At 48.3% G+C, this 13,503-nt stretch carries 18 protein-coding genes; 2 read left to right on the top strand and 16 right to left on the bottom strand.

Annotated features, from left to right (window positions below):
- Positions 1 to 3 precede the first annotated feature (3 nt).
- From C8J48_RS04810 to C8J48_RS04800, 3 genes are read right to left on the bottom strand one after another with little or no spacing between them, the layout of a single operon-like run.
- Positions 4 to 255: a hypothetical protein gene (locus tag C8J48_RS04810; protein ID WP_107725211.1), complete on the bottom strand. Its 252-nt coding sequence runs from the start codon at positions 253 to 255 to the stop codon at positions 4 to 6.
- The gene (locus tag C8J48_RS04805) at positions 252 to 470 is read right to left on the bottom strand and encodes a hypothetical protein (RefSeq protein ID WP_107725210.1); all 219 of its coding nucleotides are present in this window, start codon (positions 468 to 470) and stop codon (positions 252 to 254) included. The genes C8J48_RS04810 and C8J48_RS04805 overlap by 4 nt, the downstream gene beginning before the upstream one ends.
- Positions 471 to 530: 60 nt before the next feature.
- Positions 531 to 938: a hypothetical protein gene (locus tag C8J48_RS04800; RefSeq protein ID WP_107725209.1), complete on the bottom strand. Its 408-nt coding sequence runs from the start codon at positions 936 to 938 to the stop codon at positions 531 to 533.
- 334 nt (positions 939 to 1,272) lie between these two features.
- On the opposite strand from C8J48_RS04800, the gene C8J48_RS04795 reads away from it, so the two are divergent.
- Positions 1,273 to 1,488: a helix-turn-helix transcriptional regulator gene (locus C8J48_RS04795; RefSeq protein ID WP_342748221.1), complete on the top strand. Its 216-nt coding sequence runs from the start codon at positions 1,273 to 1,275 to the stop codon at positions 1,486 to 1,488.
- A gap of 1 nt (position 1,489) precedes the next feature.
- Entirely contained in the window at positions 1,490 to 1,789 is a 300-nt protein-coding gene (locus tag C8J48_RS04790) for a hypothetical protein (RefSeq protein WP_107725207.1), read from the top strand.
- A gap of 25 nt (positions 1,790 to 1,814) precedes the next feature.
- Here C8J48_RS04790 and C8J48_RS04785 read toward each other — a convergent pair whose 3' ends face one another.
- From C8J48_RS04785 to C8J48_RS04725, 13 genes are all read right to left on the bottom strand, one after another.
- Entirely contained in the window at positions 1,815 to 2,558 is a 744-nt protein-coding gene (locus C8J48_RS04785) for a hypothetical protein (RefSeq protein ID WP_107725206.1), read from the bottom strand.
- A gap of 432 nt (positions 2,559 to 2,990) precedes the next feature.
- Positions 2,991 to 3,974, bottom strand: a complete 984-nt coding sequence (locus tag C8J48_RS04780; RefSeq protein WP_107725205.1) for a peptidoglycan recognition protein family protein — start codon at positions 3,972 to 3,974, stop codon at positions 2,991 to 2,993.
- On the bottom strand, positions 3,971 to 4,219 hold the full coding sequence (locus tag C8J48_RS04775; protein ID WP_107725204.1) for a hypothetical protein: 249 nt from the start codon (positions 4,217 to 4,219) through the stop codon (positions 3,971 to 3,973). Before C8J48_RS04775 ends, C8J48_RS04780 begins: the two co-directional genes overlap by 4 nt.
- A 17-nt stretch (positions 4,220 to 4,236) precedes the next feature.
- Positions 4,237 to 4,485 carry a hypothetical protein gene (locus C8J48_RS04770; protein ID WP_107725203.1) on the bottom strand — a complete coding sequence of 83 codons (249 nt, stop codon included), beginning with the start codon at positions 4,483 to 4,485 and terminating at the stop codon, positions 4,237 to 4,239.
- Between the two features lie 23 nt (positions 4,486 to 4,508).
- Positions 4,509 to 4,805 (bottom strand): hypothetical protein, encoded by a 297-nt coding sequence (locus tag C8J48_RS04765; protein ID WP_107725202.1) that lies wholly within the window; start codon positions 4,803 to 4,805, stop codon positions 4,509 to 4,511.
- 70 nt (positions 4,806 to 4,875) lie between these two features.
- Positions 4,876 to 5,130, bottom strand: a complete 255-nt coding sequence (locus C8J48_RS04760) for a hypothetical protein (RefSeq protein WP_107725201.1) — start codon at positions 5,128 to 5,130, stop codon at positions 4,876 to 4,878.
- Positions 5,131 to 5,133: 3 nt separating this feature from the next.
- On the bottom strand, positions 5,134 to 6,780 hold the full coding sequence (locus C8J48_RS04755; protein ID WP_170105173.1) for a phage tail protein: 1,647 nt from the start codon (positions 6,778 to 6,780) through the stop codon (positions 5,134 to 5,136).
- A gap of 10 nt (positions 6,781 to 6,790) precedes the next feature.
- Complete coding sequence (locus C8J48_RS04750) at positions 6,791 to 8,590, bottom strand: M14 family metallopeptidase (RefSeq protein ID WP_107725199.1); 1,800 nt, start codon at positions 8,588 to 8,590, stop codon at positions 6,791 to 6,793.
- Positions 8,591 to 8,602: 12 nt separating this feature from the next.
- Positions 8,603 to 9,127, bottom strand: coding sequence for a hypothetical protein (locus C8J48_RS04745; RefSeq protein ID WP_107725198.1), 525 nt, complete (start codon positions 9,125 to 9,127; stop codon positions 8,603 to 8,605).
- 11 nt (positions 9,128 to 9,138) lie between these two features.
- Positions 9,139 to 9,978, bottom strand: a complete 840-nt coding sequence (locus C8J48_RS04740; protein WP_170105169.1) for a phage tail family protein — start codon at positions 9,976 to 9,978, stop codon at positions 9,139 to 9,141.
- A gap of 5 nt (positions 9,979 to 9,983) precedes the next feature.
- Positions 9,984 to 12,692, bottom strand: a complete 2,709-nt coding sequence (locus C8J48_RS04735) for a phage tail tape measure protein (RefSeq protein WP_107725196.1) — start codon at positions 12,690 to 12,692, stop codon at positions 9,984 to 9,986.
- 4 nt (positions 12,693 to 12,696) lie between these two features.
- Positions 12,697 to 12,996: a hypothetical protein gene (locus tag C8J48_RS04730; RefSeq protein ID WP_107725195.1), complete on the bottom strand. Its 300-nt coding sequence runs from the start codon at positions 12,994 to 12,996 to the stop codon at positions 12,697 to 12,699.
- Between the two features lie 35 nt (positions 12,997 to 13,031).
- On the bottom strand, positions 13,032 to 13,445 hold the full coding sequence (locus C8J48_RS04725) for a hypothetical protein (RefSeq protein ID WP_146160446.1): 414 nt from the start codon (positions 13,443 to 13,445) through the stop codon (positions 13,032 to 13,034).
- Between the last annotated feature and the right edge of the window lie 58 nt (positions 13,446 to 13,503).

Below are 13,503 nucleotides of genomic sequence, written 5' to 3'. Positions count from 1 at the left end.
GAGCTAGACCTTCAATGCATTCTCCGGATAATACGCCTCAAACCCCTGATCCTCTTCCCATACAAACATATGATCAACATAGCGCGCAGGGTCCCTTGTGTAACCTGGCAGATAATAATCAATCCACGCACCAGTTTGCCCATATGCTGGTGCAATTTTATCAGCTGGAAAATCTGTTTCCCCATCATGAGCAAATGTCGGAATAGGGAAACAAAAAACGATTATCATTAATATATACGTTATTTGTTTTATCATTGTTTTGAATCTCCTTCCACCCAATTATCAGGAATATCTTTATATATTACTGAATTGCTGTCGTCTTTTCTGTTTGATTCTTTTATTGCATGAATTTCATCACTATCTAGCATTTCTTTTAATGTTTTCGCTGTCCCCTTAACTTTTATTCCATATATGATTTGACCCTCATTCACTGTCATTTCATTTAATACCCTTTGCAATCTTAGCACCATCCTGTTTTACTCCTTCGTGGATCTCCCCGCCTAATTGATCAGATACTAACAAATCGGCATCTACTTGCTCTCCTGACTGGTTACGAGTTGAGCCTGATCTGGGTAGGTAGTAAAAATATCATTGGTTGTATTATCGATTATAAAATGAGCAGCTAACGCAGGGGATGGTTTTTCAGTTCCGTCATCTTGGATTTCTGGAAGTTCTTCCGTTATGCCGATAGATTTGATCTCAAATTTTAGTTCTTTATAATCCTCTTCCCATTTAACATCATACTTTGTCCAGTGTTCAGAGTCTTCCTCCCCTTTACCTTTCGCCTCACTTTCTTCATTAAGATATTCCTGCTCATCTCCAACTTTGGCTTTAGACTCTTCTCCTTTCACTTTTTCTACTTCTTTCGCAGCAGTCCCACACCCTGCGCTTATCATTAACACTACAATGATCAAGCTGATTAACCATTCTTTTTTCATTTTTTCACCTCTTTATTTTTAACTCCCTCTCTCAAACCCTCCTTATAATTATTCGCATGAAAGGTTGAATTTGTGTTCTCTTCTATTAAACAGGGAAGTGAATTTATTTCATAAATAGGGCAGAAGGAGCAAACGCCGATTTTGGTATCTCCTTGCTAATAAGGAGCTCAACGATCCGTGAAATAAATGGCCATTTGGACGTTTTCCGCTAAACAGTTGTAGCCATACGTCCGTAGCTCTTAAGCAACGACTCCGAAAATTGATGTAAAAGGAACTTAACATTTAGCGATTAATACAGTATAATACGAATGTAAAGCACTATTTACTTTTGAGGGTGAGTAAATTGGTTTTAAACCGAATACGTGAATTGAGAAAGGCCCAAGGAGTGACCCAAGAACAATTGGCACTAGGTCTACAAGTTACACGTCAGACCATCATAGCAATAGAAGGCAATCGATATAATCCAAGTTTAGAACTGGCTTTAAAAATCGCAAACTATTTCGGTCTCCCAGTTGAACAAATATTCTGTCTCAAAAAGGAGGATTCATAAAATGGATACCACTTGGATTCTGTTCTCCGTTGCATTCATCGGCACTGCGTTAATAACTGTCGTATTACAAAAGAAACAAAGACAAAAGTCTCAAATTCCAGAAGTCGACGAACGCGTTCTTAAACTTTTTCAAGTTTATGTACTACGTACTCTAATTGTAAGTGGAATAGTTGGTGTTATTCTCTTATCTGTCTTTGCCATCATTGGTTACAAAAACATCCCATTGAATTACATTTGGCTTTACTTATTGGCTACCATGCTTGCTCTCGCTATTTGTTCCATTGTAGCCAAAAAAAAATAAGGGGGCTAACCCCCTTATTTCATTTCTAACAGAATAAATCTATAGCACCACCACAACCCCAAGTGGCAATTGCAGCGTAAACGACTACACATCCTACACCCGGAAGTCCCCCAGCAAAGAAAGACATTGCACAAAGTTGTGTCATCCCATAGCCCGCCATCAATCCACACATAGTAGCTACATACTCCCTACATGTAGCCAACGGATTGACTTCACCTTCAGCGCCTCGTTCATTCCAAAGTTTTTCAATTTCTTCAGGTTTGATCTCTTTGTTGTTTGTTAGATCGAACAGCTTCCCATCCTGAGTAATTTTAAAGCTTTGTTCTTTTTTGGTTGATTTAATAGTGAGTATTTCTTCATTGTCGTTGATTTTGTCAATATCATAGTTCACATTCGAAAAAACAAAATCTTTTTCCAGATCCACTCCAAAAATCGAGAGCTTTCTCTCATCTGTGTTCTTGATTAAGGTAAATCCTAATTCCGGGTGCTCGACTGAAATTTTCACTTCAGTCGTGGTAGATTCACTAAAACTAACAGCATTGTTTTTATGTAAATTTTTGTATTGCTCAGAGCCCTTGACTATGTCTAATATTTCCTCTCTTTGTTCTGGCGAAGCATTACTAAAAGATTCATCTACATTTCCCGAACACGAAGAACAGTCTTGCAGTTTATTTTCTTGGGCAAAGACTAGATCGCTCTCAGTTAGCGGCATTAAACTCCCACCAACAAGTAGTGAGAACGCCATGACAAAAACGACAATTTTTTTCATAATAATACACCCTCTCCTAAATTTCCTCATTATTACTTTATTCATAATGTCACAATATATTTTATATGTCAGCAAGTTACTTTATATTTTTCCCTCAATTAGTTACCACCGTAACTTTATATAGAACAAAGAACCTACACCACTAACGGCGGAGTTTTTTGCGATAATCCCCACAACTCCGCTGATAACATCTCCATATAAAATTGCTCCCTCTACCTCTAAATAATTAAACTGGATGGAGATCTCCACCCAGTATTTTATATTAAGCCATTCGCCTGCTTTGCTGGCTGTTGTTGTTTGGCTCGCTTATACCCGGAGCGTTTTTCATCCAAAAGATCAAGAACATTACCCGCCTGATAGCGGGATATTCCAACCTTTTCTGCGGGAATCCGTTCACTCGGCCAACCACCAGTTTCCTAGAAATAAAAAAAGCTAGACAGGGATTACCCCACCTGGCTTCCTAAATTTATCGTTTAATATCCACCGTATCCCCGCTTTTACCGTATCGGTAAACCACTTGATTGCACTATCTTTTTGCTCAAAGGCGTGTTGCTGCTTCCCGTTAACCGTCACTCGAATATACGGTTTCGGTCCCGGCTTTGAATCATCGGGCGTGGGTTTTGGTACCTCCTTCTTTTCCCCAAACATCCGCCGCCAATTCACGATGCCAACCTCACCAGTCACCTTGATACCGTTTTTCTGCTGCCATTTCTTCAATGTTTCCTCTATCTTGGGTCCAAAGATACCGTACACCTTTCCATTCTTATCCCTGGCCGGGGTAACGCCTAGAAATTGTTGCACGGCCAAAATATCGTTTCCGGTCATCTGATTCCCCCGGATATATTTAAGGGTACGGGAGAAACGGGCACCGTTGGGAGCGCTGTTCAGGCGGTCTAGCTCTTCCTGTGTCCACTTCGGAGCGGGTGCCGGGTCAGACGCAGCAAGCACCTTTTTGTAGTCGAATGCCGGACAATTCTTCCATGCATACCCCGCCATTTCCTGATGGCCCCGGATATACTTTATCGAAGGGATCGCCTTCCTCAAATATGCCACCAACGCCCGTAATGCTTTTTCCTGCTCTTTTGTCGGCTTCTCCTTCGCGAAATCACCGGTGAGACAAACACCGATCGAATAGGCGTTATGATTACCGACGTGGGGTCCGTTGATATTGTGGTCCAGGCAGTGTTTCGTCGTACCGTCCGGTTCAATCACGTAGGCATAGGCAATATTCCGCCAGCCATTGTTTTGAACGTGGAAGCGGGCAAAAGCTTCCGCATTGCTCCCAGCCAGTCCTTGACGAGTAGCACTGTGATGGATCACTAGGTGAGTAATACGGGAAACAGAACGGGTCAATGGCCCCCGTTTGGTGTCCCGTACAAGGGATTTTCGCACATCCTTGTATTTGCAGATACTCATTCGCTGTCATCTCCTTCTTCCTTGTGTAACAAAGAAACCCCCGCCGCGCTCTCCTCGGTCAAAAGATAGACCTCCAGCAGGTTTGCGTTGTAGGGGATTAGTTTAATGCTGCTTCCCAAAACAGAAGCGGCCACCACATGCCCGTTTTGAGGGGTTGCGGTGCCGCCTGAGTTACCTTTCGATTCCTTTGGCTCTTCAGGTTCTGGGATTGATTCGAAGCGTTCTGGGGGCTTTTGGGCAACCATTTCTAGTCTTTCCGGGGTTACAGGTGGTCGTTCTCTCCCTCTTTCTCCTCCTGCCGCTTCTTGCCCGCTAGGAGAACCCTGCCCGCTACCCACAACCCGGCCATACTCCCAACCAGGGCCATTAGACCGTTTGCCGTCTCCTCCGGGATCTCGCTTTTCCCCATTACTACCAGCGTTTGATTCGCGATCACCAGCACCATCCCTGCCAGACTGACGATCTCCCCCTTTGTCATCCCCATTAGCGACTTCCTGAGTTTGTCCCACATCTGACGTTCCCTCCTTCTTAATTTCATTCATCTTCTCCATCATCCCGGACGCGGCCACGCCCACCATCCCGGTGATGATCAGAGTCTGAAAACCGTTCTTCTTCCACCAGCTCACAATCTACCCTCCTTTTCTCCTCCCGTCGGCGCTCGTTCTGTAGGAACTCCACCTGTTTCTCCAGCCATTCCCGGTATTGCTTATCCTTTTCTCGCGCCTGCCGCTCATAGTGCCATAGCCCCAGCCCCAGCAAGAAAATTAAGAGAATGCGAGCATCCTGTTTAGCCAGCTCGACCAAAACCGGTATCGCTTGCGACAGATCCACCTCGCTTTCACTCCCTCTCTCCCGCTGCTTTTCAAGCCATGGTTCACCTCCTCGTATTGGGCGTTACATGCTAATCGTTAATGGGATCTGAAGGCTCCTCCTCTTCTTCGATTGGGGGCTGCTCTTCCTCTGGTTCCTCTTCCGGCTCTTCCCTTCGTTGCAACTGCCCGTTTACAACTTGATAATTTTCGATTTCCTGCGGAATCTCCCAACTGTCACACTCAAAAAAATGATCAAATGTCCTGCCGGGAACAATAGCGCAACCAGCGATAGAGCAAATGATATTTCCCTCTTCGTCTATATCGGCATAAAGTTTCACTTTCATTTATCACCCCTCCAACCATAAGCGGGATACTCGCGCATATACTTTCCGATCACTGCGGGAGGAACGAAGACGCAAATAAAACGCCCGCCGGTTCCCCGTTGGCGTTCCCAGATCAATTCGGATTTCCTCCGCTCTACTGTCGGTATCATCCGGGTCTGTGTTCGTTGATGTGGTAGAACCCAACACGATAACGTTTCCCTGGCCGTATGTCCCAGTTTCAATTGAGAAATATGCCCGCGCTCCCGCCTCCACGTACAACAGCGCCCGTACAACCAAGTACCGGGCTTTGTGTTCGTAAGTGAAGAACTGGCAATTTTGTGGTTGATCGGCGTGGGATGTCTCCCACCAAATCCCTTGTGATCCACCAATACTTACCGTCGTACTCTTCAACATGGGAATGGCGCCTTGGATGTTCAGATCATACTGTAACTCCCCACCAATGATAATCGGAAATCCATCTTCTCGCTCCACCCGAATCAATCCTCGCCGTACATCGATCCCCCCGCTGCCCATAAACACATAGCGCCGAGGATCTACCGGATTGACTGCCCAGTATCCCAGATTATCCTGATACACATGGGAGTTGGAATATATCTTTTTTGTTACGGTGGTAATGTTCCCATCGGGGTCCATCACTTCCGCCAGTCGCTTGGTGGCGTTTTGGAATCCAGCGTATAGGGTCGGCATGTTGGGGCGTATGTTAGCCAGCACCACATCGGGGGATTTCAGCGATTCGGGGTAGTCGGTAATCTCTAGGATTCGGGCTGTTAATTCCAACCCTAGCGGTTCATGAATGACCGGGACGCGGTCGCCCAGGCCCGGCTTTTGATCTGGATAGCCCTGCTCTTTTAACTCGACAAAGGATAGTTGCAAACTCATTTCTGGCTCATCCTTTAGCCGTCGCTTACATTCTTCTAACAGTGCATCGTAGTTGTAAAAGCGTTCATCCCGCACCGGTGGCGCGTGACGGATTCCAAACGGACCATACGCTTTTGATGAGGTGTATTCCGCTGTGACAAGATATTCGCCGGTTTCCTCATCGATCGCCCCATACCCGCGAATATAGGTGGCCAGATCCTTTGTATCGGAATGAAGTACCAAAGCCTTGGTATTGTGCTTGTATCGGAAAACGAAATCCGGTTCCCCACCGATTTCGTTTTTGATCGTTAAATGGGTTCCCTGAATGTCAAACTCGGCTCCGTACCGGTCCATTATTTGAGTGAGCAATCGGAGCGAGTTGTCATCACCAAAGTTCTCGAACTCCTTGGAACTGAATGAGCCTTGTACCGTAAAGGTGTACCCCGTCCCGTGCAAGGCAAAAGAAAGCGCCGGGATTATCTGTAGTGTCCGGCTCTCGGTGTCATAGATGTAGTTGTCCACAAGATCGGGGATCATTTTGTGCAAGGCTTCCACAACCTTAACCGGCGTGCGGCCCTTCAACCTTTTCTCCAGGGACTTAATCACATACTTTTCACCGTCATATTCGATCGTAGATTCCTCAGCCACAAGCGGGAAAGCATGCCGGTTTCGGTCCGTCTCCGGCACCCAAAACGAAAGCGAACGGTCACCATTGACCGCCCGCTTTCGTGTAAGTTGGGTATAATCGGTCAGCCGTTCTGCCTGGCCTTCCAAGGAGGTAATAATCATCATAACATCCCTCCTATTCCTCATCGTCTGCCCGCGGTACAGGATAAACCTTTTGCATCGCGCTAGAACTTAGGCTTTCCCGTTTGGTTGCATCATACATTTCCAAACCGGGGGCCGCGGGCAGGAATGTCACCCGTAACCGGTACTGATTAATCGTCAGCATTCCGGTGCTCCGCATCGCTCGCAAGCGAATCGTCAAATCCCCACTGCGGTTACTGATCCGTTTGCTCGTCGGCACTGCGTACATCTGCCCATAAAGGGGGAGTGTATGCGTGCCAGCAGGGAAGCGGCGACGGATTTCGTACAAAGGATTCGCGTTCCCGTCGCCCCAATTAAACTCCGCTGCAAATGGCTGATATGCCAGCGGGATAAACCCGACTTCCGCCTCTTGGGACAGGGTGAAGGTGACAAAGCCGTCCACCGACACCACTCCTGGTGTCTCTACGGTAAACTGTTGCACCGTCTGTAACACCGTGGAATAATTCCGGCTGTTTACCGCAATCCGATCCGGTTCCTTTTCATAGGGAAACTGGTATTTGTCCATCAGCTGCTCCAGTGAGATCTTCCCTTCAATATAGTCGTTGTATTCCTTCTCACTCAGTTGCACCAACATGTTCCCGTCCACATAAACTGTTCCCGTCCAGGCAACTGTACGGCCATATACCAACCGACATCCCCCACTCCGCCCTTGAAATACACCTCCAACTCGTACCCAGTCGCTGTCTGGACTGGTGCGATTGGGGACTACCGTTTCCAAGTTGTCGGAACTGTTGTAGTTGTAAACATACATACCAAAATGACCATCTGAAATCTCCGTCACCTGGCGATATAGTGTCCACAGCCAATAAGTCCCGGATGTCAGCTCAGTGAGGTTGATACTACCATTGGTCGCCTGATTGTCGGCAACCATCTTCATCGATGTTTGCCCGAAAACGGTATAATCCGTGCTGTATGTTTTGGTCGATAGTTGTGAGTGGTTCACCCTATTAACGGGTACGGATTCACCGGGCGTCCCCTCATAATCGCCATCCTCGCCGAACAAACTACCGGGTGATTCATCGTAGGCATACCATTTCATCGTCGGATCTTTCAGGGTTTCCACTGTCGCCTGTGCTGAAATCATCGTCCCTTGTAGAATCATATTCCCAAACCACTTAACAGCCTGTGTCATCTCAGCGCTGTCTCGGTGTTGAGATCCAAACAAACCATTGTAAAACTCTGGTAGGCCCACATTAAACCCGTATTGTTGGCGTGCATAGTTGGTCGCTGCTGGAAGCGTCGATGTTCCCCATGCAATGCGATCGCGGTCGGGGTCGTGCATTTCTTGCACAACCCGTGCCCAACGGGAATTGTTCTGCCGTAACCAGCGGGGGACAAACATCACGTACTCTGCCGCCACGGAAATAATGGTGTGAAAGTCCAAATATGCCACCGCGTCGTTAAACTCATTAAACAAGGCGTCTAAGTGCTCGGCTTCCACCTCTGACATCGGGGACGGCCCTTTGTAATTGGTATCCCCCGGCTGTCCGTTTGCAAAAAGATCCCAATTATAGGGGAAGTTACGGTTTAAATCGACTTGATTGGCGTTCTGCCGCCTTCCCTGATTAAAGCCCCATGGATTGACGATAGGGATGGTAATAAGCCGGACATTCTTCCGTAAATAAGAGAGCTGCGGATACTCCCGCCACCGGCGCACCAGTAGATCCAGGAACTGGGCCAAAGCATAAAACCCGGTGTACTCATTCCCGTGCAAACAGGCCGTCACAATAACCGTTTTCTCCGGGTTTGCCGGCGTGAAATCATAGCGCCAGATATCCCACCCACCTCATGCATCCTTTCCCAGGCTCATTTTGGTCACATAATCCGGATCTTCCGTAACAAGTGGATCAAGCAGATGGGCCAGCTGATCATCCGGATTAGTGTTATCCGGCACTCCCTCACCCAGGATCGTATCCGGCATGATAGGCGGTTGCCACAAGGTGTTAAAATAGGACGTGCTTTTGTCTGCTTCCTTTTTCACATCGTCCACATCGTTTGAGATCGCAACCATCCTCGCATCACTGTCATCCAGCCGTGTTTTTAAGGTGGGATACTCTTGTCCCATAGCATTTACCCTCGCCTGGGCCGCTTCAACCGATGAATCCCCTTCTACCACGATGGTATCCAGTTGGGTCTGCACGCTGTCGGCCTTTGTCACCGCCTGTTGTGCAATCTCTTTCGCTTCATCCGCTTTGGTTTCCGCCGCCCGGGCGATTTGTTTCGCCTCGGCGGACTGTCGTTCCGTATCCGCGATATTTTGGAGGGCTGCTTTCACGTCTCTACCGATTACATTATTCCAGTCGTTGCTCATAAACACGCCCCCTAAAAATAATAGAATCGAAAATCAAACGTAATCCGGCTGAACTCCGCCCCACGCACCTCCAGCTCGTTCCAACCCGGTGCCAGGGTAATCAAACCATAATTCGTCCGCCGTAACAGGGAAGTACGTTGCCCTCGCCATACTCTTACGCCGATCAGCTCGATCGGGATCGTGTTGTATGTGTTTCCTGTGTACTTGAAGTGATCCCCTGTCGTATGGTTGATCATCTCAAGGGTGGTCTGATCGGTTGCCGTCGTATGGATCGTAATATGAAGCGGATGTTCCCGCGGGTCAACCGTTACATCCCCCATGTTGTATATGCGAAACTTTCGGTTGGAATGATCATAACGAACATCCTCCAAGGGGATACCGTGACCAAACTGCCACGCCTCGGATTCAAAAATCAGCGGGTCAAGGGTGGTGGTCGTGGATTCCGAATAGGGAGAGAATGACACCAGGGGAAGTGTAAATTTCCCTAATGTCGCAATTTGGGCCATCGAATACGTACCCGCGTACTTGACTAGCCATCGCTTTCCCGGTTCCAAATCGCAAACAACATAAAAAGGTTCCCGTGAATCAAAAACGCGGAACAATTCGTTCCGCAAAAGGGGGTAATCATAGATGTCTCTTGCTTTCATCTCACATTGAGCCTCAATCGATCGACTCCCATACATTGTCCCCAGATCCACCAGCCCATCGCGTCCCTCCATCTCCTCTGTCTCGTGTCGAACTTCCGGGGCACTAACAATAAACTTTGTCACGATGACACCAAGCTGTGCCAGATCATACTGTTTCCCATCCTTACGAATCACCCGGAAATTATGGTGCGTTTTGACTATCATCGGAATCATCCCCGCAATCCACGGATATAAAAGGCGTTTTTCGTATCCTGTGCCTGTTGCCGCATCAAACGATCATACAACTCAGAATCTAAGTTCCCATGAACGGTGATATATACGTTTGTCGGACTACCGACTCCCTGAGCTTCTCCTATATGGGACCTCAGGGAAGGGTTAACGGTTGCCCATGCCGGTCGAAGGCTTGGATTCACCTCTGTCTCCAAAGCATCGTAGATACCATTCATGCCTTTATGAACCGTCGCCACCCCTTTCCCCAACCCTTTTTGCGACAGCATCCGGCTTGCAAACGTCGGAAAGAACGACTCCCCCGATTTATCTAAGTCAGATAAAGGCCCTTCCTTCGCCGGTGAAAACGGCAGGAGGTTCCTTATCTTCTTTAGCCCGTTAGTTACAGCGTCTTTTGCCTTTTTGAACCCATTCTTAATCCCCTTGGTAAAAGCCTCTAGCAAGCCTTTACCGGCGGATTTCCACTTGTCTGAAAACCCCTTGATGATTTTATAGGCTCCGTCCATATCCCCTTGAATGATAGATCGCACCAATTTGAAGCCGGTTTTCACAGCATCAAGTACAAAATCAACTGCCAACGATATAACTTTTTTGATGTTATTCCACGCATTACTAATTAAGGTTTTTACGTTGTTCATCACACTGGTGATGGTAGATTTGACCTGATTAAACCGGCTCTTAATCTGGTTATAGATCGCCATTAACGGCGTGATTACTTTTTGCTTAATCCACTCCCACGCCGCCGCCATAAAGGATTTAACCGCATTCCATACCGCTTGTGTGACAGCCTTGGCTGCATCCCACCGCGCTTTAAGGTAGTTGTAGATCGCCAGGATCGGCGGCTTTACAACGGATACAATCGCGTTCCACACCGAAGCCAGCCAACTCTTAACCGCGTTCCATACCGCGATGGTAACTTCTTTGATCGCGTCCCAGTGTTCAATCACTAGTGCCAGAATCAAGCCGATTGGACCGCCAAACACGGCCAGAATCGTTGTCCCCCACTCTCGCAGGAAATCCATCACAGCATTCCAGATCTCTACCGTTTTCGTTTTGATCGCTGTCCACGTTTCCGAAATGAAGTTTGCGATCGGCTCAAAGATGGACATCGCCAACTCCTTCAACCATTCCCACGCCTCAGACAACCAAGCGGAAACCGTGTCCCAGTTGTCCCACAAAAGGTAGATAGCCGCGATAATGGCCGTGATCCCTAGGATGATCCACCCAACCGGTGTAGTAAACAGAGCGGTGGAGAATGCACGAATCCCCCAAATGGCTGCCGTAAACGCCTTTTTCAGACCCATGAGCAGACTGCCGAATTTGGTTAAGCCTGTTGTACCATTCACAAGGGTGAAAAATTGAATCAGCTTCCCCCCTGCCGTCAACAGGTGACCAAAGGAGGTTGTCAGCATACCTAAATACAAAATGACCGGCCCCAAAGCCGCCGCAAATCCGGCTATACCGACAATCATCAGTTTTGTTTTTTCGTCGGTATTTTCCAACCATGTCGCCAAATCCCCCAGCTTTTCCGTCACCCATATAACCGCCGGTTCCATCGTTTGCGCGAATGCGATCGAGACGGCTTCGATTTTAGAAAGCAACTCATCATAGGCCCCTTTGGTGTTCTCGCCCATGATTTTAGCCGCTTCGTTGGCTGCACCTGCCGCTTTCTTCTGGGCGTCGGCATTGTTGGACAAACTGTCATTATAACCACTAATTTTATCCATGCCTTCGTTTAAAGACAGGTTAACCCCCCGCAGCGCTTCCTGTTGGAAGTACTTGCTTAAGACGTTCCGTTTCTCTTCATCACTCAAATCAGCGGTAGCTTGTTCAATCTCTTGCATGACGGGAAGCAATCCCCGAAAGTTCCCCTCTTGGTCGTACAGTTCAATATTCATCCCGTTGATGGCTAGTTTGCCGTCCTCTGCCCGGGCGGTTAAGTCTCGCAACATGGCTTCCATGGTGGTGCCTGCCATCGAACCCTTTATTCCCTGGTTGGCAAAAGCCATCATAAAGGAGGACGTTTCCTCGATGGACATACCCAAACTAGCCGCCGACGCCCCAGCGTATTTCATCGCCTCCCCCATTTGCTCCACGTTCGTGTTAGCATTCGATTGGGCAAAGGCAAAAACATCCGTTGCATGTCCCGCTTCTTCCGCTTGGATTTTAAACATGCTCATGGTGTCGGTAACGATATCGGAAGCTTGGGCTAAGTCCATACTGCCTGCTTTAGCCAAATCAAGCACGGGGTTGATGGCGTTTAGCATCTGGTTGGTATCCCACCCGGCCAGCGCCATAAATCCAAACGCATCCGCCGCTTGAGTCGCTGAAAAGCTGGTCTCCCGACCCATCTTCTTCGCCGTATCTTCCAGGGATTGCAGATCCTTTCCGGCGGCTCCTGACAGCGCTTGTACCTTTGACATGGCATTAGCAAAGTCCATCCCCGCAGTAATAGATTTTAAGCCAATCCCGGCAATCGGGGCGGTTACGCCCGCGGTAAGAGTCGCACCAGTGGCCGTCATCTTCTGCCCGGCTCCGACAAACTGTTGACCGGCGTTTACGAAATGCTGGCCGGTCTGGGCCATTTTTTTCCCAGCGTTTTGGGCCAGTTGATCAATGCCCCCCAACTTCGCTCGAACCTGCTCCGCCCCCCGCAGGGCCACCTCTCCCCACACCTTAAAGATATTCACCGGCTTACCCTCCCTTCTTCACCAATCTGGGATTGTTGCCGGGTTGCAAGTACCGCCGCGCATGTTCTTCCATGGATATGATCCTACCCGGTTGCAGTGCCAGGGCTCGCGCTTGCGCTGCCGCTTTTACCTTCCGTTCGATGTCGTCCTTGTACTCTTTGTAAGAAGGCGGTTTTTTTCTTCCTTGGGCCATGATCGGAAGTTCAGTGCAGTATCGTTGCCAGAGACGCTCTTCCGCTTCTCCCTCCATCGCCGCTTCCACCTGCTCAAAGGCTTCACGCCAGGGAAGGGAAAACACGTGCATCGCGCCGGATCCATACCGCTTTAGGAGGAGATCTTTTATTCCGGCTCTCCCCCGCTGACCAACTTCACGGCCTCGCTGAAAAAATCCGCCAGCTCCTTCCCACGCTCTTCCTTGATCTGTTTCAACAACGCAATGAGCGCCATACCTTTTGGTAACTCGGAAGGTTTCACCCCGATCATGGAGGCGACAAACCCCTTGATCTCCTTGGCCGCTTTCGGCTTGGACAATCCCCGAACCAACAGGGAGAAGAATTTTGCACCCAGCTTTTCCTGGGACAGTTGCCCTTGTTGAGCGTTCATGGATAGGGTCATAAACTCTTCCGTTACCTCGGCCGCGTCCACAATGGCCGTAAGACGGAAAATATCATCAAACTCCAATTCCCGGAACTGATAAGCCGATTGGTTCCGATAACCCAGCTCGTTCTCATGAACCGTTACCGCTTTCGCCACGATTCCCACTCCTTTTTTTGTTTTGGCCCCATAAAGAAAAGGAGGGTCGAAACCCTCC

This window comes from Desmospora activa DSM 45169 (assembly GCF_003046315.1).
Taxonomy (GTDB): Bacteria; Bacillota; Bacilli; order Thermoactinomycetales; family DSM-45169; genus Desmospora; species Desmospora activa.
This window is presented reverse-complemented; position numbering and strand designations above follow the sequence as displayed.